The following is a 22,225-nucleotide window of genomic DNA, read 5'->3' as shown; positions in this document are numbered from 1 at the left end:
ACGCGGACGAGGGATTCTGGACCGAGGCCGAGGACCTCGACGTCGATCTCGACACCGGCCCCTGACGCGGGACGACCGGCGCGGGAGGCCGCGGTGGCAGCACCCGTCGCCCCCGCTCCCGTACCGACTCCGGCACCCGCTCCGGCGCCCGTGGCGCCGCCCGCGCCCGCCGCCCAGCAGCAGGAGCCGCAGCCGTCCCAGTCCGCGGCGCCCCGCCCCGGTGCCTGGCCGGGGACCACCGGTGCGGGCGGACCCGCTCCGGCGTCCGGCAGCGCCGCCCCCGCCGAGCCCGCACGCCGGCCCGGCGGCTGGCCCACCGCCTCCGCCCCCGGCCAGGGCGCCGCGCCCCAGCCCGCCGCACCCGCACCGTCACCGGCCCCCGCGCCCGCCGTACCGGCCGGCCCCGGGCCGGGCCCCGGCCCGGCCATGGCGCAGGGCGCGGGCCAGGTGCGGAACATGTGGCCCGAGATCCTGGAGGCCGTGAAGAACCGCCGCCGCTTCACCTGGATCCTGCTCAGCCAGAATGCGCAGGTGGCGGGCTTCGACGGGACGACGCTCCAGCTCGGCTTCATCAACGCCGGAGCCAGGGACAACTTCGCGAGCAGCGGCAGCGAGGACGTCCTGAAGCAGGCGCTCGCCGAGCAGTTCAACGTGCAGTGGAAGGTCGAGGCGATCATCGACCCCTCGGGCGGCACGGGCGGCCCCGGGGGACCGAGCGGGCAGCCCCCCTCGGCAGGCTCCGGCGGCTACGGCGGCCAGGGCGGGTACGGACAGAGCGGCAACGGACAGAACAGGCCGCCGGCCGCCCCGCAGGCCGCGCCGCCCGCCGCCCCCGCCCCCGGGCCCGTCCAGCCCGTGACGCAGCAGGCGCACCGGTCCGGCTCCGTTTCGTCCCCTGCGGCTCCCGCCTCGCAGTCCGCCCCCCAGCCGGAGCCGCCCCGCCCCGCCGAGGCCTACGCCCCCCCGCCGGTTTCCATCGAGGACGACGTGCCGGAGGCGGACGACCCGGATCTGGTCGACTCCGCACTGTCCGGTCACGACCTGATCGTCCGCGAGCTCGGAGCCACGGTGGTGGAGGAATATACGAACGAGTAGCGGGTCCGCCCTCGGAGGCCCGTACGACGACTTCCGGCGGGCGGCGGTTAGGCTGGCTGCCGTGAAGGTCCTCGTCATCGGCGGCGGCGCCCGCGAACATGCCCTGTGCCGCTCTCTGTCCCTCGATCCCGACGTCACCGCTCTGCACTGCGCGCCCGGAAACGCCGGCATCGCGGAGATCGCCGAACTCCACCCGGTCGACCAGCTGGACGGCGCTGCCGTCGTGGAGCTCGCCACCGGCATCGGCGCCGAGTTCGTGGTGGTCGGCCCCGAGGCGCCCCTGGTCGCCGGGGTCGCCGACGCCGTGCGCAGGGCCGGTATCCCGTGCTTCGGCCCCTCCGGGGAGGCCGCGCAGCTGGAGGGCTCCAAGGCCTTCGCCAAGGACGTGATGGCCGGGGCCGGCGTCCCCACGGCCCGCGCCTACGTCTGCACGACCCCCGAGGAGATCGACGAGGCGCTCGACGCCTTCGGCGCTCCGTACGTCGTGAAGGACGACGGTCTCGCGGCCGGCAAGGGCGTCGTCGTCACGGACGACCTCGCAGCGGCCCGTGAGCACGCGCTGGCCTGCGGCCGGGTCGTCATCGAGGAGTTCCTGGACGGCCCCGAGGTCTCCCTCTTCGCCATCACCGACGGTGAGACGGTCGTCCCGCTGCAGCCCGCGCAGGACTTCAAGCGCGCTCTCGACGGCGACGAGGGCCCCAACACCGGCGGCATGGGCGCCTACTCGCCGCTCCCGTGGGCGGACCCCAAGCTGGTCGACGAGGTCATGGCGACCGTGCTGCAGCCGACCGTCGACGAACTGCGCCGCCGCGGGACGCCCTTCTCGGGGCTGCTGTACGCAGGGCTGGCGATCACCTCGCGCGGTGTGCGTGTGATCGAGTTCAACGCCCGGTTCGGCGACCCGGAGACCCAGGTGGTCCTGGCCCGCCTCAAGACACCGCTGCTGAGCGTCCTGCTCAACGCCGCCAAGGGAACACTGGACATCGAGCCTCCGCTGAAGTGGCGGGACGACGCGGCCGTGACCGTGGTCGTCGCCTCGCACAATTACCCGGGCACGCCGCGCACCGGCGACCCGATCGAGGGCCTCGACGCCGTAAACGCCGAGGACGCACCCCACGCGTACGTCCTGCACGCCGGTACGAAGCGGGACGGTGACGCGGTCGTGAGCGCGGGCGGGCGTGTCCTGTCGGTCACCGCGACCGGCAAGGACCTCGTCGAAGCCCGTGAGCGCGCCTACCGGGCCGTCGGCCGCATCCGTCTCGACGGCTCCCAGCACCGCACGGACATCGCGCGCAAGGCCGCAGAAGCCTGACCGGCGGCTGAGCAGGCGTCGAGCCGCTCAGTGACGCCGGCCCGGCCGTTGATCGACGCCCGCCCCGACATTCCGTCCGGGCGGGCGAGCCTTTGCCCAAAGCCATTCCATCGAGTGACGGCTGCCCCATCCGGATGACGGCCGCCGAAGCCCCAACTAGGGTGCGGCGCAAGCGTTCCGGCACATGGCCCACCGGCGTTTGCGATGTCAGTGGGCGGTGCCACAGTGGGGGAGTGACCAACACCGTCGCAGGGCAGAGGGGGTGAGGTCCGGCCGTGTCCGGTACCGGTATCGGTGAGTCGATGGGCACGCGCGGAGCACGTGCCAAGGCTCTTGCCGTGCTGCGCGTCCGCAGCAGGGCGGTGGCCGTGGCGCTGCTCCCCGTGGCCGTCGCCGTCGTTCTGCTCGCGGGCGGTGCCATGGGGCGCCTGGAGGGCGCGGGCTGGGACGCGGCGCGCTGGATCGTCTCCGTCTGCGCGGTGGTCGTGCTGATGCTCGCCGTGGGCGTCACGGCGGTGATCGTGCGCGCCACACCGGCGCTCAGTCCGACGGTGGAGCTGCCCGAGCGGTCCGCCCCGGATCTGTACCGGCTGGTGCGGGACCTCGCGGAGCGCCTCGAGGTGCCCGCCCCGTCCGCGCTGGCGCTCACCCCGGACTGCGACAGCTGGCTCGAGGACCGTACGCACCCGGCGCACTCGCTGACGGGCGCCCGACGGCGTACGGGCGAGGGGCCGGTGCTGGTGATCGGCTCTCCCTTCCTGTGGTGGATGAGGGTGGCCGAGCTGCGGGCGGTGCTCGCTCCGGTCGTCGCCGGCACCGGCTCGGCCGCCGACCCGGACATAGCCGCGGCCCGCCGTTTCGTCCGGGGCCTGGACGCCGCGGTGGCCGACGCGGCCCGCCCCGGCCAGGGGTTCATACGGGGGCCGGCGTCCGGTTTCGTCGGCAGGGCCGCGCGGCTGCTGCTGCGCGGCTGCCAGGACCATGCCGCCGGGATGGAGCGCTGGGTCGCGGCCGCCGCGTCGGAGCGCGCACAGGCTGTGGACTACGGACTGCGGATCGTCGCCCAGGAGCAGGTCGGCCTCGCCTACGCGGGCTGGGACCGGCTGCTGACCCGGGTGGCGCTGCCCGCCTGGCGCATGGGCCGCTGGCCGTCGCGGCTGGACGCCGGCGTGGTCTCGGCTCTGACGGAGCTGTCGCGCCGCGACCGGCTCGCCGAGGGCTTCACCTCACGGCTGGGCGAGCGCCCCGCGTGCGACCTGCTGGAGGAGCCGGGCGCGGTCGACGAGGCGGCGTCGCTGCTGGCCGCGCGTCTCTTCCACGGCGCGCCCGCCGGTCCTGGCCCCGACTGGTCGCCCGTGGACTGGCAGCACTATCCGGACGAGGTCGTGGACCGTAAGTGGCGTACGGAGGCGGCCCGTATCCACCAGGTGCTCGACGAGCTGGGGGTCCCGCCGTCGACCGGGCCGCAGGGTCCGACGCTCGTCCGTGTGATCGACCACCTCTCCGCGCAGCCGGGCGGCGAGGCGAGCGACGCCCTGGCCGCCGTGCTGACGGCCCGGATAGCCCGCGAGGAGACCGTCCACGAGCCTGCCGCGACCGCACCGGCCGGGGCGGACGGTTCGGCCGACGCCCTCGCGCTCTGGGGCGGTGGCGACCCGCTGCCGCTCATGCCGCTCCAGCCGCCGCGCACCGGCCGGGAGTTGCTCGCGGACCATGTCGCCGCGATGGTGTGCTGTGCGGCGGTCGACACCGTCGGCGCGGCGCCAGGCCTGGACTGGCTGGACGGTCCGGCCCTTCTGATAGACGGCGAGCGCCGGGCGGACCTCGCGGCGCCCGTGCTGAGCCTGATCGAGGACGGCGACCCACAGCCGCTGCGGGTCTGGCTCGGTTCCCTCGGCGTACGGCCCGAGAAGCCCGTCCGCCTGGTCTGAAACAACCCCCGGCCGCGCAGGCCGTCGGCCGATGTGTCACACGGACGATGGGAATGATCTCTTCCGGTTGTCGCCTCCTTGTCGTCAATTAGCGACGAACGGTGACGGACTGCATGCGTAATGTGATGTGCTGGAGACCGGCGCTGAACAGGTCGGCGCATCACAGCGGTTGTCCGAGGGGCACCGAGGGAGGGCGCAGCATGGGGGCGGAGCAGATCCGGCGATGGGAATCGGGCGCCCTCGCCCACGCCGTCTCGGACCCCTTCGGCCAGGGCCCCCTGCCCTGGCTGCGCGGCAGCGAGCACTACTTCGACGACACCGGCCACGTCGTCCCCTGGTACGTCGACCCCAATCTCGCCCGCGGCGGCTCCGGCGGTCCCCGCACCGCCGACGACGTCCATCGCCAGATCAAGGGCTTCGCGTCCCCCGGTGCGGCCGCACCCGGCGAGGCAATCGACTTCCACATCACCGTGGACCCGCCCCAGCAGTTCTCCGTCGACGTCTACCGCATCGGCCACTACGGGGGGCACGGCGCCGCCAAGATCACCACCAGTCCGCGCCTCTCCGGCATCGTCCAGCCACCACCGCTCACCGCCGACCGCACGGTCTCCTGCCACCACTGGTGGCTCTCATGGCGGCTGCAGATCCCGTCGTACTGGTCGATCGGTGCGTACGTCGCCGTGCTGACCACCCTGGACGGCTACCGTTCCCACATCCCCTTCACGGTCCGCGACGACCATCCCGCGGATCTGCTCCTGCTGCTGCCCGACGTCACCTGGCAGGCGTACAACCTCTATCCCGAGGATGGCCGCACCGGCGCGAGTCTCTACCACGCGTGGGACGAGGAGGGCAGGCTGCTCGGCGAGGAGGACGCCGCGGTCACGGTGTCCTTCGACCGCCCTTTCGCGGGCGCGGGCCTCCCGCTGCACGTCGGCCACGCCTACGACTTCATCCGCTGGGCCGAGCGGTACGGCTACGACCTCGCCTACGCCGACACCCGCGACCTGCACGCGGGCCGCGTCGACCCGGCCCGCTACCGGGGCCTGGTCTTCCCGGGCCACGACGAGTACTGGTCGGCCCCCATGCGCCGCGCCGCGGAGCTGGCCCGCGACCGGGGCACCTCTCTCGTCTTCCTCTCCGCGAACACCATGTACTGGCAGGTGGAACTCGGCCCCTCGCCCTCGGGAGTGCCGGACCGGCTGCTGACCTGCCGCAAGCGCCGCGGCCCTGGAAAGCCCGCGCTGTGGCGCGAGGTGGACCGGCCGGAGCAGCAGCTGCTGGGCATCCAGTACGCGGGCCGTGTCCCCGAACCGTCCCCCCTCGTCGTACGGAACGCGGACCACTGGCTGTGGGAGGCGACCGGCGCCGGCGACGGCGACGAGCTGCCCGGCCTGGTCGCCGGGGAGGCCGACCGGTACTTCCCCCGCACCGTGCTGCCCGAGCACGAGGGCCGCATCCTGCTCGCGCACTCCCCCTACCGGGACGGCGACGGGACGCTTCGGCACCAGGAGACGTCCCTCTACCGCGCCCCGTCCGGTGCGCTGGTCTTCGCGTCGGGCACTTTCGCCTGGTCCCCGGCCCTAGACCGGCCGGGCCATGTGGACGCCCGCATCCAGCGGGCTACGGCGAATCTCCTGGACCGCATCTGCAAGCGGGACTGAGCTCCACCGGGCCCCCGCACCCCTGGCCGGGTGGCTCCTGTCCGGATACGGGACAATCGGAGCTGTTGTTCACAGCCACGGGGAGGAACCGTGTCCGGATTCGTCGAAAAGCCCGAGCCGCTGCAGGTGCCGGGCCTGGTGCATCTGCACACCGGCAAGGTGCGCGAGCTGTACCAGAACGAGGCGGGCGACCTCGTGATGGTCGCCAGCGACCGCATGTCGGCGTTCGACTGGGTGCTGCCCACCGAGATCCCCGACAAGGGGCGGGTTCTGACCCGGCTCTCACTGTGGTGGTTCGAGCGGCTCGAGGACCTGATCGGCAACCATGTCGTCTCCACCGAGTTGCCCGAGGGCGCTCCTGCCGACTGGGAAGGCCGCACCATGGTCTGCAAGTCGCTGCGCATGGTGCCCGTCGAGTGCGTCGCCCGTGGCTACCTGACCGGCTCCGGCCTCGCCGAGTACCGGCAGACCCGCACGGTGTGCGGTCTGGCGCTCCCCGAGGGCCTCGAGGACGGCTCCGAGCTGCCGGCCCCGATCTTCACTCCGGCCACCAAGGCGGCCGTCGGCGACCACGACGAGAACGTCAGCTACGAGGAGGTGGCCCGCCAGGTCGGCGCGGAGACCGCCGCCCATCTGCGCCAGACCACGCTCGCCGTCTACTCCAGGGCCCGCAACATCGCCCGCGAGCGCGGCATCATCCTCGCCGACACCAAGTTCGAGTTCGGCTTCGACGGCGACGAGCTGATCCTGGCGGACGAGGTGCTCACCCCCGACTCGTCCCGCTTCTGGCCGGCCGACAGCTGGGAGCCGGGCCGTGCCCAGCCGTCGTACGACAAGCAGTTCGTCCGTGACTGGCTGACGTCCCCGGCATCGGGCTGGGACCGGCACAGCGAGCAGCCGCCGCCCGCGCTGCCGCAGGAGATCGTCGAGGCGACCCGGGCCAAGTACCTCGAGGCCTACGAGCTCCTGACGGGAACGCCCTGGTCCTGAGCACGAAGAAGCCCCCGGCGAGATCGCCGGGGGCTTCGCACTGAGCGGACGACGAGATTCGAACTCGCGACCCTCACCTTGGCAAGGTGATGCTCTACCAACTGAGCCACGTCCGCATGCGCCGTAGCGCGGAGACCACTATACCCAACCTCGGCGGCGCGCGAGACGTACCGCCGTGTGGCGGTTCTCGGCGTCCGGCTTGGCGGCGGCCGACGAGAGACGTTCCATGCCGTTTCCTGGGGCGGCGACGTCCGCTCCGCGATCTCCGCGACGAGCGCCCCGTCCGCCGCGCGTCCGCGCACTTCGGCCTTCCGCGCCGTCAGCGGCGAATCGCCGGCCGGGATGGCGTCGACCGCCAACTCGGGTTCCACGTAGCGGTTCCCGGCGTGCACGGCACGGGTGGTCTCCGCGAGCCGCTGGGCGCTGACGGTCTTCGGTACGTACCCCGCACTCCCGCGACGAGGGTCCTCTTCCGGTGGCCGGTGAGCCCATGGCTGGTCCCGATCGTGATGCGGCAGCCGGGCAGTTCATCCCTCAGGGCTGTGGCCACTGTCACACCGTCCGCGCCGGCATCTGCAGATCCAGCACGGACCTGTCATCGGGCGCCGCGCCCTGGGTGTCCGCACCCGGAGATCCGTCCCCGGACACGACGAAGGCCCCGGTCTGACGACCAGGGCCTTCGATCTCTGAGCGGACGACGAGATTCGAACTCGCGACCCTCACCTTGGCAAGGTGATGCTCTACCAACTGAGCCACGTCCGCATTGCTGCCACTCGGCTCTCACCGGGTGGTGCGTCCACCACTGTACCTGATCCACATCGGTGGACGGTAAAGCGATGCAGAGCGGGTGACAGGAATTGCACACTGCGCCTTCCCCCTGGAAGGGGGATGTTCTACTACTGAACTACACCCGCACGCTGCTCGAGGCGGGCCTTTCGGCTTGCCCCTCGGCGTGCTCCAGACTCTAGCCGATCACCAGGGGTGCAGTGCAACTCCGTTCGGCGCGGTCGTGGCCGACCGGCTCAACTGGCCTCGCGGAACGCCTCGTAGACGCGCTTGGGGATCCGTCCACGGGCCGGCACGTCCATCTTGTTGGACTGTGCCCAGGCTCGTACCGCCGCCGGCGCCGGCTCGATCGAGGTGTGCCGGTAGGCGACGGCCTTCGACTTGTCCCGCTTGCTGCCGTTCGCCTGCTTTCGGCCGGCGGCCATGTACGGCGCCAGGGCCTTGCGCAGTTTCTTTGCATTGGAGAGATTGAGGTCGATCTCGTACGACTTCCCGTCGAGGCCGAACGTGACCGTTTCCGTCGCTTCTCCGCCGTCGATGTCGTCGGAGAGCGTGACCACTACTCGCTGAGCCACGGATATCGGTCCTTTCCTGCGGTATCGCCGGTTACCCAGTGGGTTCTGACGTGCGGCGATACCGGCTATTCGGCTGTCGAGGGGCAATGCTGCTTTCCTCTGTATTCCTTTGTACAGCGGAAGGAGGCGCATTGTGAAGCCCCGCCAATTACCTGCGCGTGTCCGCCACAATCAGGACCGGGATTCTTTCTCTGGATTTCCCTGCGTGTTGTCGAGATATCTACCCGCGTAGATTTTTGGGCCGGGTACGCTGAGGGAACCGCCCTCGCAACACACCACCGGGAGTGCCCGTGGCTCGCGTCGTAGTCGACGTCATGCTCAAGCCCGAGATCCTCGACCCCCAGGGACAGGCGGTGCAGCGTGCACTGCCTCGGCTGGGATTCGCCGGGATCGCGGACGTCCGTCAGGGAAAGCGCTTCGAACTGGAGATGGACGGGCCGGTCGATGACGCCGCCCTCGCCCGCATCCACGAGATGGCCGAAACGTTCCTCGCCAACACCGTCATCGAGGACTTCGTCGTGAAGGTGGAGTCGTGACCGCTCGTATCGGAGTCGTCACCTTCCCCGGAACCCTCGACGACCGGGACGCCCTGCGCGCCGCCCGCCTCGCCGGTGCGGTGCCCGTTCCGCTCTGGCACCGCGACAAGGACCTCAAGCAGGTCGACGCGGTCGTCCTCGCCGGAGGCTTCTCCTACGGCGACTATCTGCGCGCCGGAGCCATCTCCCGGTTCTCGCCGGTGATGGAGACGATCATCGAGCAGGCGAAGGCCGGTATGCCGGTCCTCGGTATCTGCAACGGCTTCCAGATCCTCACCGAGGCCCATCTGCTGCCGGGCGCGATGCTGCAGAACAACCATCTGCACTTCATCTGCCGCGAACAGAAGCTGCGGGTGGAGCATGCGGACACCTCCTGGACCGCCGACTACCAGGCCGGTCAGGAGATCTCCGTACCGCTGAAGAACATGGACGGCCGGTACGTCGCCGACGAGCGGGTGCTCGACGAGCTGGAGGCCGAGGGCCGGGTCGCCTTCCGCTACCTGGACGTGAACCCCAACGGCTCGCTGCGCGACATCGCCGGCATCACCAACGCCGCGGGCAACGTGGTCGGTCTCATGCCGCACCCCGAGCACGCAGTGGAGCCGCTGATCGGTACCGGCGGTACCGACGGGCTCGGTTTCTTCACCTCGATCCTGAAGAAGTTGGTCGCATGAGCCTCGACACCGTCAAGCACGCGGGCGGGACCCCGGATGCCGAGCAGCCCTGGAAGGAGCTCGGCCTCAAGGAGGACGAGTACGCGCGCATCCGCGAGATCCTGGGCCGCCGTCCCACCGGCGCCGAGCTCGCGATGTACAGCGTCATGTGGTCGGAGCACTGCTCGTACAAGAGCAGCAAGGTCCACCTGAAGCAGTTCGGCGAGAAGGTCCCCGAGAACGACGCCATGCTCGTCGGCATCGGCGAGAACGCGGGCGTCGTGGACGTCGGCCAGGGCTATGCGGTGACCTTCAAGGTCGAGTCGCACAACCACCCGTCGTACATCGAGCCCTACCAGGGTGCGGCGACCGGCGTCGGCGGCATCGTCCGCGACATCCTCGCGATGGGCGCCCGCCCGGTCGCGGTCGTGGACCCGCTGCGCTTCGGTGCGGCCGACCACCCCGACACCAAGCGCGTCCTGCCCGGCGTCGTCGCCGGCATCGGTGGCTACGGCAACTGCCTGGGCCTGCCGAACATCGGCGGCGAAGTCGTCTTCGACGCGTGCTACCAGGGCAACCCGCTGGTCAACGCTGGCTGCATCGGCGTGATGAAGCACGAGGACATCCACCTCGCCAAGGCGTCCGGCCCCGGCAACAAGGTCATCCTGTACGGCGCCCGCACCGGCGGCGACGGCATCGGCGGCGTCTCGGTCCTGGCGTCCGAGACCTTCGACGACACCAAGCCGACCAAGCGCCCCGCCGTCCAGGTCGGCGACCCGTTCCAGGAGAAGCTCCTGATCGAGTGCACCCTTGAGATCTTCAAGGAGAAGCTCGTCGCGGGCATCCAGGACCTCGGCGGGGCCGGTCTGTCCTGTGCCACCTCCGAGCTGGCGTCCGCCGGCTCCGGCGGTATGCGGGTCGAGCTGGACACCGTGCCGCTGCGCGACGCCACGCTCTCGCCGGAGGAGATCCTCATGAGCGAGTCGCAGGAGCGCATGTGCGCCATCGTCGAGCCGCAGCACGTCGACCGCTTCATGGAGATCTGCGAGAAGTGGGACGTCACCGCCACCGTCATCGGCGAGGTGACGGACGGCGACCACCTGGAGATCTTCTGGCACGGTGAGCTGATCGTGGACGTGCCGCCGGGCACCGTCGCGCACGAGGGCCCGACGTACCACCGTCCCTTCGCGCGCCCGTCGTGGCAGGACGCCCTGCAGGCCGACGACGCGAACAAGCTGGCCCGGCCGGCGAACGCCGATGAGCTCCGCGAGCAGATCCTGAAGCTGGTCGCCTCCCCGAACCAGGCCTCCAAGGCGTGGATCACCGACCAGTACGACCGCTTCGTGCAGGGCAACACCGTGCTCGCCCAGCCCGAGGACGCCGGCATGGTCCGGATCGACGAGGAGTCGAACCTGGGCGTGGCCATGGCGACCGACGGCAACGGCCGGTACGCCAAGCTCGACCCCTACACGGGTGCGCAGCTCGCGCTGGCGGAGGCGTACCGCAACGTCGCCGCGTCCGGTGCGAAGCCGCTCGCGATCTCGGACTGCCTGAACTTCGGCTCGCCGGAGGACCCGGACGTCATGTGGCAGTTCGCCGAGGCCACCCGTGGTCTCGCGGACGGCTGTCTGCAGCTGGGTACCCCGGTCACCGGTGGCAACGTGTCGCTCTACAACCAGACCGGTGACGTCGCGATCCACCCGACGCCGGTCGTGGCCGTGCTCGGTGTGATCGACGACGTCAACCGTCGTACGCCGATCGCGTTCGCCGAGGAGGGGCAGCTTCTCTACCTGCTCGGTGACACCCGCGAGGAGTTCGGCGGCTCGGCCTGGTCCCAGGTCGTCCACGACCACCTGGGCGGCATGCCGCCGAAGGTCGACCTGGACCGGGAGAAGCTGCTGGCCGAGATCCTGATCTCCGCCTCCCGCGACGGCATGATCGACGCGGCGCACGACCTGTCGGACGGCGGTCTGATCCAGGCGGTCACCGAGTCCTGCCTGCGTGGCGGCAAGGGTGCCCGCCTGGTCGTGCCCGACGGCCTCGACGCCTTCACCTTCCTGCTGAGCGAGTCGGCCGGCCGTGCGGTCGTCGCCGTCCCGCGCAGCGAGGAGCTCCGCTTCACCGACATGTGCGGCGCACGTGGTCTGCCGGCCACCCGAATCGGTGTCGTCGACGGCGACGCCGTCGAGGTGCAGGGCCAGTTCAGCATTCCGCTGGCCGAGCTGCGCACGGCGCACGAGGAGACCATTCCGGGTCTGCTCGTCTGATTCCGCTGCCCTCGGGAAGCCCCCGTCCGGTTCCGACCGGGCGGGGGCTTCGCCGTTGGGTCTTGCGCGAGATTACGTAATTACGTAATCTCATCGGCATGACCTTGGAGGAACGCGTTGCCGCGCTGGAACAGCGGATGGCAGCCCTGGAAGGCGCGGGGTCTGCCACGACGGCCCTCGGCGAGGGCGACCTCTGGGCGCTGGAGGGGCTGAAGCAGCAGCTCGCCTCGAAGGGAGAGGCGGCGGCGGATGGCGGAGTGCTGTTCACCGGAGCCGTACGGCTGCCGACCCAGGAGCAGTACGAGTGGCAGTACGGGGCGCTGACCTCCGGTCTCCTCGAGAGGGAGAGCGACGACTGGACGCGAAGCGCCGAGTCACTGGCCGCCCTCGGCCATGCCGTCCGCCTGCGCCTCCTGCGCGAGATCCTCGGCGGCCGCCGTACCGCCGCCGAGCTGGCCGAGCTCGAAGGGCTCGGCACGACCGGCCAGATCTACCACCACCTGCGCCAGCTGACCGCCGCGGGCTGGCTCCACACCACGGGTCGCGGCCGCTACGAGGTGCCGGGGACCCGTGTCGTCCCGCTGCTCGTGGTGCTGACCGCCGCGTGCCCATGACCGTTCGAACGTGCCCATGACCGTTCAAGGGAGAGCGACCATGTCCGTCGGCAAAGTACTCAGGACCGTCTACCGGCTGGGCTGGGTGACCTTCTTCGGCCTCGTCACCGTCAAGATATTCGTGGAGTCGTTCGCCTGGCACTGGGTCTGGCTCCCCGCGGTGCTCTCCCTCGTGATCGCGGTGAGCGGTTCCGTACGGACCCGGCTGGCCCAGCGGGAGCACCCGCGAGAGGCCGTCGAGATCGCGGCGCCTGTCAGGGGCCGCTGGTCGGCGCTGAACAGCCCGGCCGACCGGACCCCGAGCCACGGCACGCACGGCTACGGCCAGACCTACGCCATCGACATCGTCGCCGAGCCCGAGCGGGGCGCACGGCCGGGCTTCAGGGCGCTGTGGCCGATCGTCCGCCCGGTCCGGGACTTCCCGGCCTTCGGGGAGCCGCTCCTCGCGGTCGCCGACGCGACGGTCGTCCACGTGGAGGGCCGGCAGCGCGACCACCTCAGCCGCAACTCCCTGCCCGCGGTGATCTACATGCTGCTCGTCGAGGGGTCGTTCCGGGACATCGGCGGGGTCCGCAAGGTGCTCGGCAACCATGTGGTGCTCGACCTGGGCAACGGGGTGTTCGCCGCCTACGCGCACCTCGAGCGCGGCTCGCTCGCGGTCCGCGCGGGCGACCGGGTCCTTGAGGGTCAGCTGATCGCGCGCTGCGGCAACTCGGGCAACTCCTCGGAACCGCACCTCCACTTCCAGCTGATGGACGGCCCGGACGCGGACACCGCGGTCGGCATCCCGTTCAGCTGGCGCGGCGTCGGCGTCCCGCGGAACGGCGAGGCGTTCACCGTCGACGAGAACGGCGAGGCGGTCGCTGTCGAAAAGAGTGAGGAGCCTGCGGAGCCCGAGGGACATGACAGCTCCGAGAAGCCCGGGAAGCCGGTGCCGGACGACATCGCCGCGCCGTAGGGTCTGTCCATGCCACCGGCCAGGAAGCGCCCCCGCAGCTACGACCACGCCACCACCCGCGACGCCGTCCTCGCCCAGTTCGGGCACGTGCGGCAGGCGGTGGGCACGCTCACCGAGGAGCAGTTCGCCCTGCCGACGAGACTCGGGGACTGGACCGTACGGGAGCTGGCCGCCCATGTCGCCATGGTCGCCGGGCTCGTCGCGCGGTATCTGACGCAGCCGGAGCCGGCCAAGCAGGACCTCGCGCTGCTCGACTGGCCGTTCGCCACGGTCACGGCGGCCGGTCAGGTGGACGAGGACACCAGGGCCTTCGCCGCCGGCGGCGGGATCGTCGAGCTGTTCGACCGTACGGCCGCCGGACTCGAGGAGCTGCTGCCGGCCGCCTCCGCGGAGCGGTTGGTGCCCATGCGGTTCGGGAGCATGCGGCTCGGGGACTTCCTCGTGACCCGCACCGTGGAGATGATCGTCCACACCGACGACCTGAACGACGCGACCGCACTGGGCATCCCGTACGACCGCCGGGCGCTTGCCGCCTGCACCCGGTTGCTCGCCGACGCCCTCGCGGTCAAGGCGCCGGGAGCGTCGACCGAGGTGCGCGTCCCGCCGTTCGCCGTGGTGCAGTGCGTCGAGGGCCCCCGGCACACCCGCGGGACGCCGCCCAATGTCGTCGAGGCCGACCCGCTGACCTGGATCCGGCTCGCCACCGGCCGCACGGCCTGGCGGGACGCGATCGAGGCGGCGAAGGTCAGCGCGAGCGGCGAGCGCGCCGACCTCGAGGCGCTGCTGCCGATCCTGGGCTGAGCCTTACGGCGGGAGCTGAGCCGTACGGCCGGAGGTGCGACGCACAGGCCGTGGCTGGAGCCGTACGACCGGGGCGGAACCGACATCGTGCGCCTTCCGTCCCATCGGTATGCGCTACCAGCTGAGCATTTCCGTCACCGCACTGACCGTCCTCGCGCTCTCCGCCTGCGGCACACAGTCGGGTGCCGGTGACGGCGGCGAGGGAGGCGGTTCCGTACAGCCGGACGTGCCCGTGAACGGCGTCCACTGGTCCGTCGACAGTGTCACCGTCGACGGCAGCAAGACCGAGGCACCGGCCGGCGCGCACGTCGAGATCGACGACAAGGGGCGGGCCGGCGGCAACTACGGGTGCAACCACTTCGGTGCCGACGTCAAGATCGACGGCGACACGATCACCGTGGGGCCCGCCGAGATGACCGAGATGGCCTGCGACAAGAAGGTCCAGGGCTTCGAGGAGGCACTGCGGGCAGCCTTCGCCGGCACATTGAAGGCGAAGCTCACCGACGGCAGGCTCACCCTGACCACGGAGACGGGGGACTCCATCGCCCTCACATCGGAGCCGCCCTCGCCGCTGGTCGGCACCAAATGGACGGTGAACAGCCTCGTGTCCGGCAAGAGTGCGACATCACTGCCCGCAGGCACGGAGAACAAGGCTCATCTGACCTTCGGCAAGGACGGCTCGGTGAGCGGCAGCCTCGGCTGCAACCGCTTCACCAGCACCGCCAAGGTCTCCGGCGACTCGATCACTCTCGGGCGGCTCGCCTCCACCAGGAAGCTGTGCCAGGGCCCCGAGATGGACCTGGAGCGCGAGCTGGTGAAGGTCCTCGACGAGGGGACCGTGAAGTACGAGCTGAAGCACCGCTCGCTCACCCTCACCGCGTCGAACGGCAAGGGCCTCGCGGCGGTCGCCGCGGAGACCTCCGGCGAGAAGTGACCGTGTGAACTAGCACACGCCCTGCCCGGCCGGGTGACCGGCCGGTAACAGAGGCGCCCTCTGACGTGGCGTGATCACCCCTGCGGCGGCGGCCCGGGGCCCGAACCCCTGGCCCGGGCGGGATGCGGGCCGCCGTCTTGGAGTGTGGACGCCTCGATGGGACGAATCCAGGACGTCCGGCAAGGTCACGCAGGCCGGGCCGCGTCCGCGGAATCGGGCCCGGGGTGCGTCCCGCGCGGCCCGGAAACCCGGTTGCGCGACGTCCCCAATTCGGACCAGTGGTCGATCTCGCCTACACTCGGAGGCGTGCCACGTGGTGACGGACGACTCAACCACGACCTGCTCCCCGGCGAGAAGGGCCCCCAGGACGCTTGCGGCGTCTTCGGTGTCTGGGCTCCGGGTGAAGAGGTCGCGAAGCTCACTTACTTCGGGCTCTACGCCCTCCAACATCGAGGCCAGGAATCCGCGGGTATCGCGGTGAGCAACGGCTCCCAGATCCTTGTCTTCAAGGACATGGGGCTGGTCTCCCAGGTCTTCGACGAAACCTCCCTCGGCTCCCTTACCGGTCATATCGCGGTCGGTCACGCCCGCTACTCGACCACGGGCGCCTCGGTGTGGGAGAACGCGCAGCCGACGTTCCGGGCGACCGCCCACGGCTCGATCGCGCTCGGCCACAACGGAAACCTGGTCAACACGGCCCAGCTCGCCGAGATGGTCGCCGCCCTCCCCAAGGAGAACGGCCGGGCCACTCAGGTCGCCGCGACCAACGACACCGACCTGATCACGGCGCTGCTCGCCGGCCAGGTCGACGACGACGGCAAGCCGCTGACCGTCGAGGAGGCGGCCGCCAAGGTCCTGCCCGACGTCCGCGGTGCCTTCTCGCTCGTCTTCATGGACGAGGGAACCCTCTACGCCGCCCGCGACCCGCAGGGCATCCGCCCCCTGGTCCTGGGCCGTCTCGAGCGCGGCTGGGTTGTCGCGTCCGAGTCCGCCGCGCTCGACATCTGCGGCGCCAGCTTCGTCCGCGAGATCGAGCCGGGCGAGCTCATCGCCATCGACGAGAACGGCATCCGCACCTCCCGCTTCGCAGAAGCGAAGCCCAAGGGCTGTGTCTTCGAGTACGTCTACCTGGCTCGTCCCGACACGGACATCGCCGGCCGGAACGTGTACCTCTCCCGAGTGGAGATGGGCCGGAAACTGGCCAAGGAAGCCCCGGTCGACGCCGACCTGGTCATAGCGACGCCGGAGTCCGGCACGCCCGCCGCCATCGGTTACGCAGAGGCCAGCGGTATCCCGTACGGCTCCGGCCTGGTGAAGAACGCCTATGTCGGCCGTACCTTCATCCAGCCCTCGCAGACCATCCGCCAACTGGGCATCCGCCTCAAGCTGAACCCGCTCAAGGAAGTCATCCGCGGCAAGCGGCTGGTCGTGGTGGACGACTCCATCGTCCGCGGCAACACCCAGCGTGCCCTGGTCAAGATGCTCCGCGAGGCCGGCGCCGCCGAGGTCCACATCAGGATCTCGTCCCCGCCGGTGAAGTGGCCCTGCTTCTTCGGCATCGACTTCGCGACCCGCGCCGAGCTCATCGCCAACGGCATGACGATCGACGAGATCGGCACCTCGCTGGGCGCCGACTCCCTGTCGTACATCTCCATCGACGGCATGATCGAGGCGACCACCATCGCCAAGCCGAACCTGTGCCGCGCCTGCTTCGACGGCGAGTACCCGATGGAGCTGCCCGACCCCGAGCTGCTCGGCAAGCAGCTTTTGGAGACCGAGCTGGCGGGCGGCTCCGACGCCGCCGACGCGCTCCGTCGTCCGTGATCCCCCTCCAGTACGACACGAAAGTTCTCCAGCATGTCTGCTGAATCTTCCGAGCGTGCTCCGCACGCGGGTACCGGTGCCAGCTACGCGGCCGCGGGCGTCGACATCGAGGCGGGCGACCGCGCCGTCGAGCTGATGAAGGAGTGGGTGAAGAAGACGCAGCGCCCCGAGGTCGCGGGCCTTGGCGGCCTGGGCGGCTTCGCCGGTCTCTTCGACGCCTCCGCCCTCAAGCGCTACGAACGCCCGCTGCTCGCCTCCGCCACCGACGGCGTCGGCACCAAGGTCGACATCGCGCGCCAGATGGGCGTGTACGACACGATCGGCCACGACCTGGTCGCCATGGTCATGGACGACATCGTCGTCTGCGGTGCCGAGCCGCTGTTCATGACCGACTACATCTGCGTCGGCAAGGTCCACCCCGAGCGGGTGGCCGGAATCGTCAAGGGCATCGCGGAGGGCTGCGTGCTCGCGGGCACCGCTCTTGTCGGCGGCGAGACCGCCGAGCACCCCGGACTGCTGGGCCCGGACGACTTCGATGTCGCGGGCGCGGGTACCGGTGTGGTCGAGGCGGACCGCCTGCTGGGACCGGATCGCATCCGTAAGGGGGACGCGATCATCGCGATGGCGTCGTCCGGTCTTCACTCGAACGGGTACTCGCTGGTCCGGCACGTGCTGTTCGACCGGGCGAAGATGTCGCTGGAGCAGCAGGTCGACGAGCTCGGCCGGACGCTCGGCGAGGAGCTGCTCGAGCCCACCAAGATCTACTCGCTGGACTGTCTGGCGCTCACCCGGACCACCGAGGTGCACGCCTTCAGCCACATCACGGGCGGCGGCCTCGCCAACAACCTGGCGCGGGTCATCCCGGACGCGCTCCACGCGGTCGTCGACCGTTCTACCTGGACCCCGGCCGCCGTGTTCGATCTTGTCGGCAAGGCCGGCCAGGTCGAACAGCTCGAGCTGGAGAAGACGCTCAACATGGGTGTCGGCATGATGGCCGTCGTCCCGGAGGAGTCCGTCGATGTCGCGCTGACCACGCTGGCCGACCGCGGGGTCGACGCCTGGGTGGCGGGACGGATCACCGACCGTGGCGACCGCGGCACGGGCGCCGAGCTGACCGGAACGTACTCCGACCAGTAGTGGTCCGGAAGCTGTCGGCCTGAGCTGAACAGCACAGAACCCGGTCCGGGGTCGCCCCCGGACCGGGTCAGTGTCAGTACAGCGTCAAGCGCCGCGGCGCTGCTGGGACGACGGGCCGGACTCTTCGTCCTCGTCCTCGTCGTCGTTGTACAGATCCGCGTACTGTGCGTACGGGTCGTCTTCCTCGTCGTCGTCCTCGAACGGCTCGCCGTTCGGAGGCTGACTCGAAGTCGAAGCGCCCAGCTCGTTGGCCAGACGCGACAGGTCAGTCCCGCCGCTGTTGTACTTCAGCTGGCGGGCGACCTTTGTCTGCTTGGCCTTGGCCCGGCCGCGCCCCATGGCTCGACCCCCTCGGTGACGGGGCTCGACGGCCCCAGAGTCTTGACACGCGTTCATGATTCGGAACGGGCTCTCCGCGGAGAGACCGGTCCGTAGGGCTTCAACGGTACCTGCTTCCGCGGCCATACGGTACGCCGCCCGCATCACGCGCCACTTCGCAGGACCTGCGAGGCGCCCCATCCTCGCTGGTCAACTGCGATTTTAACCTCTTCCTGGCGGTCGACCCGCCGACCGGGGTGAGTCTTGTCTCCCCGAGGTCGGCGGGCCGGGGCGGTCACGGCCGGCGGCGACGGGCCTCCGCCATGCGCTGCTCGGCGATGCGGTCGGCCGCGGCGGCCGGCGGAATCCCGTCTTCCTTCGCACGTGCGAATATTGCCAGCGTGGTGTCGAAGATCTTGGACGCCTTGGCCTTGCAGCGGTCGAAGTCGAAGCCGTGCAGCTCGTCCGCGACCTGGATCACACCGCCGGCGTTCACCACGTAGTCGGGGGCGTAGAGAATCCCGCGGTCCGCGAGGTCCTTCTCGACGCCCGGGTGCGCGAGCTGGTTGTTGGCCGCGCCGCAGACCACCTTGGCGGTCAGCACGGGCACGGTCGCGTCGCTCAGCGCGCCGCCGAGCGCACAGGGGGCGTAGATGTCCAGGCCCTCGGTGCGGATCAGGGCCGCGGTGTCGGCGACAGCGGTGACCTGCGGGTGCTTGTCGAGGATGCGGCGCACGGACTCCTCGCGGACGTCCGTGACGAGCACCTCGGCGCCGTCGGAGAGCAGGTGCTCGACCAGGTGGTGGCCGACCTTGCCGACGCCGGCGACGCCGACCTTGCGGCCGCGCAGCGTCGGGTCGCCCCAGACGTGCTGGGCCGAGGCCCGCATGCCCTGGAAGACGCCGTAGGCGGTCAGGACGGACGAGTCGCCGGCGCCGCCGTTCTCGGGGGAGCGGCCGGTGACCCAGCGGCTCTCGCGCGCGACGACGTCCATGTCGACCACATAGGTGCCGACATCGCAAGCGGTCACGTAGCGGCCGCCGAGCGAGTCCACGAAACGGCCGTAGGCCAGGAGCAGTTCCTCGGACTTGATCTGCTCCGGGTCACCGATGATCACGGCCTTGCCGCCGCCGTGGTCGAGACCGGCCAGGGCGTTCTTGTACGACATGCCCCGGGAGAGGTTCAGCGCGTCGGCGACGGCCTCTTCCTCGGAGGCGTACGGGTAGAAGCGGGTGCCGCCGAGGGCCGGGCCCAGAGCGGTGGAGTGGATGGCGATGACGGCCTTCAGGCCACTGGCGCGGTCCTGGCACAGCACGACTTGCTCGTGGCCGCCCTGCTCCGATCGGAACAGGGTGTGCAGGACGCCGTCGGTCACATCGGTCACGGTGGTGACTCCCAAGTACGAAGCGGCGGGTGCGGGCCTTCCTGTGGGTGGGGAAGGTCCAGTTGGGCAAGAGAGTAAGTCCTACGCGTGCGTAGATCCGACCCAGTGCCGAGGATCACCCTCTCCCGGAGTACCGGCGTGGAAGGATTTGCGGCATGCCAGCGCTGTCCTCGGTTCTTGTCCCGTACGCCGCCTATCTGCGGATCTACGAGCCGCTGGCGGCCTTTCCCGAGCCCGAGCGCGGCCACTGGGCCCGCTACGCACGCAGGGAGGCCACGCCGACCGCACAGGACGAACTGCGCCGGTCCCTGGCGGACTTGCTGCCCACACCGCCCGTTCCGGTCCCGGTCCACGAGAGCGCCGACGCCTTTGTCGTCGAGGTCGACGGCGTGGTGTGCGTCTGCCCCTGGCGGACCCGGCTGCGCGGCTGGCTCGCCCTGGAGGAGCTCGCGGACCAGCTGCCGGAGCCACTGCTGGACGCGGTGCTGCCGCCGGTCGTCCGGGGGCAGGCGGCGGCGGACTTCGAGCAGTGGCGGCTCGGCAACCCCGACGCGCGTCCGTGGATCAGGACCGCGGTCTGGGGGGTGCCGGTGGGCTGGTTCACGCTCTTCGCCGACGAGGAACGCGAATACGAGGCGGCCGGGCCGGCCGCGCCCCTTCTGCGCTACCGGACGCCGATGGTCCAGGCGCGCCGGAGGCTGGCCCGCGCGCTGCGGACCCTGAGGGAGACGATCGACGAAGGTCCGCTGACCGAGGGACTCGTGGACGTGGGGCGCTGGCTGGAGGAGTTCCACCCCCGCTCGCTCGTCGAGCTCGACTACGGCGGCCTCGTGCACGCGCTGTCCGGTGAGCAGCTCGCGGACGACCGGTCGGCGGCCGATGTCACGGAGGGGATCGCGGCGCTGCGGGCCGGCGACGGCGAGGCGGCGGCGGAGGCGTACGCGCGGCTGACCGAGCGCTGGCGGTCCGTCAGGGACCGTCAGTTCGCCAACTGAAGGCCGACTTCGTTGTCCGAGCCCCGCTGTGTACAGGACGTAGGTCCCGATCCGGGCACTTGCCTCAAGCGTGACGGACCGCACTAACCGCGCCCTTGCGCCCATCGCCTACCCTCGTGTCAAAATAGGACAAGGAGTCCGGGGAGGGTTCCTTCCGCTCACTTACGGGCGGAATGCTCAGCATTGCACTCTATGGGGGGTCTGACGACTCCTGATCGCTCTGTGACTGATCGTTACTGTGACGTGACTGTCCGTTATGGCATGGTCCATCGGGCTTCGGCCGCTGATGAACACCTGAGAGGGCAATTCCATCGGTTTGGCCGACGTCGCTGGACAGATGGTGTAGTTGTAGTGCCGAGGACAAGCCGTTCGTCCTATAACCGACTCGGCCCGCGTCCGCCATTTCGGGCAACGCGGGTCAAGGTGCAGAATTTAGAGGAATGAACCGAGAAGGTTCGGTTCTCCCGAGGAGGCCGCTCATGACCGCTCGCACCCCTGATGCCGAGCCGCTGCTGACCCCGGCTGAGGTCGCCACCATGTTCCGCGTGGACCCGAAGACGGTCACGCGCTGGGCCAAGGCTGGCAAGCTCACGTCCATCCGCACGCTCGGAGGACATCGCCGGTACCGCGAGGCAGAGGTCCGCGCACTGCTTGCGGGTATTCCGCAGCAGCGCAGCGAGGCCTGAAACACCCCGTAACACCGGGCGATGCCGGGGCCCCCACCTCGGACAAGCCCACCCATAGCTCTACATGACGGTGTTCTGCCCCAACAGACCCTCGTCGTCGATCGCGCTGGACTCCGCCGGGTCCAGCGCGATTTTTTTTGTGCCCCGAGGGGTGGGTTGAGGGAGCTTGTGGTGGCCTGTGCCGGCCCTCCCGGGGGAGTGCAATGGCACATATTAAATCCACTGGTTGTAGGGAGGGGTTAAACGGTGGCGTTCTGAAAACCCGTTCGGTGACACCCGTCACACCGCATGCCTCTTGTCAAACTCCAGCCTGTCACGCAAGGAGCCCCGGTGGCACGGCCGTTGGTCACTCCTCGGTGGGGCCTTTGTCCTCGGCCTGCGGCGGCTCGTTCTCGGGACGCTCCATGGCGAGGCGCAGGAGGCGATGGCAGATGGGGCAGCTTCTCGTGAGGTGCCGGTAACCGGACGCGGCCGACAGGTGGGCGCGCAGCAGCGCCCGGGTCTCGTAGCGCCTCGCCGTGGATGCCGCCATGCACGTCACCTCCAGGTGTGTGCCGTCCCCTACTGAGTGGGTACCCGCGCCGGATGCCGCCGTCAAGACGGCCGGACGCGACGAAGGCCCGCGCCGACGGGGCCCTTGGCTTCCGGACACGCTTCCCGACACGCTTCCGGACACGACGAAGGCCCGCGCCGGGGGGCGGGGGGCGGCGGGGACTTCAATATCGGAAGAGCACAACTCAGTACTCCCGTAACACAAAAAAAAAAAGT

At 70.4% G+C, this 22,225-nt stretch carries 19 protein-coding genes, 3 tRNA genes and 2 pseudogenes; 16 read left to right on the top strand and 8 right to left on the bottom strand.

All coding sequences use genetic code 11. The features are described from left to right. The 5 genes and pseudogenes from ABZ070_RS22480 to ABZ070_RS22460 form a co-directional block, all read left to right on the top strand. Positions 1 to 1,095 (top strand): annotated as a pseudogene (locus tag ABZ070_RS22480) (DNA polymerase III subunit gamma and tau); the annotation flags it as partial. A 61-nt stretch (positions 1,096 to 1,156) separates the two neighbouring features. Next, on the top strand, positions 1,157 to 2,407 hold the full coding sequence (gene purD, locus ABZ070_RS22475; protein WP_356636544.1) for a phosphoribosylamine--glycine ligase: 1,251 nt from the start codon (positions 1,157 to 1,159) through the stop codon (positions 2,405 to 2,407). 275 nt (positions 2,408 to 2,682) lie between these two features. Beyond that, on the top strand, positions 2,683 to 4,338 hold the full coding sequence (locus ABZ070_RS22470) for a hypothetical protein (RefSeq protein ID WP_356636542.1): 1,656 nt from the start codon (positions 2,683 to 2,685) through the stop codon (positions 4,336 to 4,338). Between the two features lie 200 nt (positions 4,339 to 4,538). After that, complete coding sequence (locus ABZ070_RS22465; RefSeq protein ID WP_356636540.1) at positions 4,539 to 5,999, top strand: N,N-dimethylformamidase beta subunit family domain-containing protein; 1,461 nt, start codon at positions 4,539 to 4,541, stop codon at positions 5,997 to 5,999. Between the two features lie 90 nt (positions 6,000 to 6,089). After that, positions 6,090 to 6,989 (top strand): phosphoribosylaminoimidazolesuccinocarboxamide synthase, encoded by a 900-nt coding sequence (locus tag ABZ070_RS22460; protein WP_356636538.1) that lies wholly within the window; start codon positions 6,090 to 6,092, stop codon positions 6,987 to 6,989. Positions 6,990 to 7,032: 43 nt separating this feature from the next. On the opposite strand, the gene ABZ070_RS22455 is transcribed toward ABZ070_RS22460, so the two are convergent. From ABZ070_RS22455 to ABZ070_RS22435, 5 genes and pseudogenes are all read right to left on the bottom strand, one after another. Beyond that, positions 7,033 to 7,105 (bottom strand) — tRNA-Gly (locus ABZ070_RS22455). A 22-nt stretch (positions 7,106 to 7,127) separates the two neighbouring features. Further along, positions 7,128 to 7,586, bottom strand: a pseudogene (locus ABZ070_RS22450) (response regulator); the annotation flags it as partial. Positions 7,587 to 7,678: 92 nt separating this feature from the next. Beyond that, positions 7,679 to 7,751, bottom strand: a tRNA-Gly gene (locus tag ABZ070_RS22445). Positions 7,752 to 7,831: 80 nt separating this feature from the next. Beyond that, positions 7,832 to 7,903 (bottom strand) — tRNA-Gly (locus ABZ070_RS22440). Positions 7,904 to 8,011: 108 nt separating this feature from the next. Then, positions 8,012 to 8,350: an Lsr2 family protein gene (locus tag ABZ070_RS22435; RefSeq protein WP_356636536.1), complete on the bottom strand. Its 339-nt coding sequence runs from the start codon at positions 8,348 to 8,350 to the stop codon at positions 8,012 to 8,014. A gap of 290 nt (positions 8,351 to 8,640) precedes the next feature. Between ABZ070_RS22435 and purS the strand changes: the two genes are divergently transcribed. From purS to purM, 9 genes are all read left to right on the top strand, one after another. Further along, positions 8,641 to 8,886 (top strand): phosphoribosylformylglycinamidine synthase subunit PurS, encoded by a 246-nt coding sequence (purS, locus tag ABZ070_RS22430; RefSeq protein ID WP_356636534.1) that lies wholly within the window; start codon positions 8,641 to 8,643, stop codon positions 8,884 to 8,886. Beyond that, positions 8,883 to 9,560 (top strand): phosphoribosylformylglycinamidine synthase subunit PurQ, encoded by a 678-nt coding sequence (purQ, locus tag ABZ070_RS22425; protein ID WP_356636532.1) that lies wholly within the window; start codon positions 8,883 to 8,885, stop codon positions 9,558 to 9,560. Before purS ends, purQ begins: the two co-directional genes overlap by 4 nt. Then, on the top strand, positions 9,557 to 11,806 hold the full coding sequence (gene purL / locus ABZ070_RS22420; RefSeq protein WP_356636530.1) for a phosphoribosylformylglycinamidine synthase subunit PurL: 2,250 nt from the start codon (positions 9,557 to 9,559) through the stop codon (positions 11,804 to 11,806). Before purQ ends, purL begins: the two co-directional genes overlap by 4 nt. 98 nt (positions 11,807 to 11,904) lie before the next feature. Beyond that, a complete protein-coding gene (locus ABZ070_RS22415) occupies positions 11,905 to 12,420 on the top strand; it encodes a winged helix-turn-helix domain-containing protein (RefSeq protein ID WP_356636528.1) in 516 nt (171 codons plus the stop codon). A gap of 40 nt (positions 12,421 to 12,460) precedes the next feature. After that, positions 12,461 to 13,378: a M23 family metallopeptidase gene (locus tag ABZ070_RS22410; protein ID WP_356636525.1), complete on the top strand. Its 918-nt coding sequence runs from the start codon at positions 12,461 to 12,463 to the stop codon at positions 13,376 to 13,378. 9 nt (positions 13,379 to 13,387) lie between these two features. Next, positions 13,388 to 14,179, top strand: a complete 792-nt coding sequence (locus ABZ070_RS22405) for a sterol carrier family protein (protein WP_356636523.1) — start codon at positions 13,388 to 13,390, stop codon at positions 14,177 to 14,179. Positions 14,180 to 14,288: 109 nt separating this feature from the next. Then, positions 14,289 to 15,113 (top strand): META domain-containing protein, encoded by an 825-nt coding sequence (locus tag ABZ070_RS22400; protein WP_356636521.1) that lies wholly within the window; start codon positions 14,289 to 14,291, stop codon positions 15,111 to 15,113. 306 nt (positions 15,114 to 15,419) lie between these two features. Next, complete coding sequence (gene purF, locus ABZ070_RS22395) at positions 15,420 to 16,937, top strand: amidophosphoribosyltransferase (protein WP_356636519.1); 1,518 nt, start codon at positions 15,420 to 15,422, stop codon at positions 16,935 to 16,937. Between the two features lie 33 nt (positions 16,938 to 16,970). After that, a complete protein-coding gene (gene purM, locus ABZ070_RS22390) occupies positions 16,971 to 18,074 on the top strand; it encodes a phosphoribosylformylglycinamidine cyclo-ligase (RefSeq protein ID WP_356636517.1) in 1,104 nt (367 codons plus the stop codon). Between the two features lie 84 nt (positions 18,075 to 18,158). Here purM and ABZ070_RS22385 read toward each other — a convergent pair whose 3' ends face one another. Next, on the bottom strand, positions 18,159 to 18,413 hold the full coding sequence (locus tag ABZ070_RS22385; RefSeq protein ID WP_159690167.1) for a DUF3073 domain-containing protein: 255 nt from the start codon (positions 18,411 to 18,413) through the stop codon (positions 18,159 to 18,161). Between the two features lie 274 nt (positions 18,414 to 18,687). Continuing rightward, complete coding sequence (locus tag ABZ070_RS22380; RefSeq protein WP_356636515.1) at positions 18,688 to 19,776, bottom strand: Glu/Leu/Phe/Val dehydrogenase dimerization domain-containing protein; 1,089 nt, start codon at positions 19,774 to 19,776, stop codon at positions 18,688 to 18,690. Positions 19,777 to 19,931: 155 nt separating this feature from the next. On the opposite strand from ABZ070_RS22380, the gene ABZ070_RS22375 reads away from it, so the two are divergent. After that, positions 19,932 to 20,771: a hypothetical protein gene (locus ABZ070_RS22375; RefSeq protein ID WP_356636513.1), complete on the top strand. Its 840-nt coding sequence runs from the start codon at positions 19,932 to 19,934 to the stop codon at positions 20,769 to 20,771. A 479-nt stretch (positions 20,772 to 21,250) separates the two neighbouring features. Beyond that, positions 21,251 to 21,457: a developmental transcriptional regulator BldC gene (bldC, locus tag ABZ070_RS22370; protein WP_003949541.1), complete on the top strand. Its 207-nt coding sequence runs from the start codon at positions 21,251 to 21,253 to the stop codon at positions 21,455 to 21,457. A 346-nt stretch (positions 21,458 to 21,803) separates the two neighbouring features. Here the strand turns inward: bldC and ABZ070_RS22365 are convergent, their stop codons facing one another. Then, complete coding sequence (locus tag ABZ070_RS22365; RefSeq protein WP_356636511.1) at positions 21,804 to 21,989, bottom strand: DUF6274 family protein; 186 nt, start codon at positions 21,987 to 21,989, stop codon at positions 21,804 to 21,806. Positions 21,990 to 22,225 lie beyond the last annotated feature (236 nt).

It is taken from the genome of Streptomyces sp. NPDC006283 (assembly GCF_040613325.1).
GTDB lineage: Bacteria > Actinomycetota > Actinomycetes > Streptomycetales > Streptomycetaceae > Streptomyces.
The sequence above is the reverse complement of the archived record's forward strand: the minus strand, read 5'-3'. Positions and strand labels throughout refer to the sequence as shown.

What these genes read in the sequence shown, in the direction of transcription:
- ABZ070_RS22465 (WP_356636540.1), top strand. Translation starts at nt 4,539, where the DNA reads ATGGGGGCGGAGCAGATCCGGCGATGGGAATCGGGCGCCCTCGCCCAC.
- purL (WP_356636530.1), top strand. Translation starts at nt 9,557, where the DNA reads ATGAGCCTCGACACCGTCAAGCACGCGGGCGGGACCCCGGATGCCGAG.
- ABZ070_RS22415 (WP_356636528.1), top strand. Translation starts at nt 11,905, where the DNA reads ATGACCTTGGAGGAACGCGTTGCCGCGCTGGAACAGCGGATGGCAGCC.
- ABZ070_RS22410 (WP_356636525.1), top strand. Translation starts at nt 12,461, where the DNA reads ATGTCCGTCGGCAAAGTACTCAGGACCGTCTACCGGCTGGGCTGGGTG.
- ABZ070_RS22405 (WP_356636523.1), top strand. Translation starts at nt 13,388, where the DNA reads ATGCCACCGGCCAGGAAGCGCCCCCGCAGCTACGACCACGCCACCACC.
- ABZ070_RS22400 (WP_356636521.1), top strand. Translation starts at nt 14,289, where the DNA reads ATGCGCTACCAGCTGAGCATTTCCGTCACCGCACTGACCGTCCTCGCG.
- purM (WP_356636517.1), top strand. Translation starts at nt 16,971, where the DNA reads ATGTCTGCTGAATCTTCCGAGCGTGCTCCGCACGCGGGTACCGGTGCC.
- ABZ070_RS22385 (WP_159690167.1), bottom strand. Translation starts at nt 18,413, where the DNA reads ATGGGGCGCGGCCGGGCCAAGGCCAAGCAGACAAAGGTCGCCCGCCAG.
- ABZ070_RS22375 (WP_356636513.1), top strand. Translation starts at nt 19,932, where the DNA reads ATGCCAGCGCTGTCCTCGGTTCTTGTCCCGTACGCCGCCTATCTGCGG.
- bldC (WP_003949541.1), top strand. Translation starts at nt 21,251, where the DNA reads ATGACCGCTCGCACCCCTGATGCCGAGCCGCTGCTGACCCCGGCTGAG.
- ABZ070_RS22365 (WP_356636511.1), bottom strand. Translation starts at nt 21,989, where the DNA reads ATGGCGGCATCCACGGCGAGGCGCTACGAGACCCGGGCGCTGCTGCGC.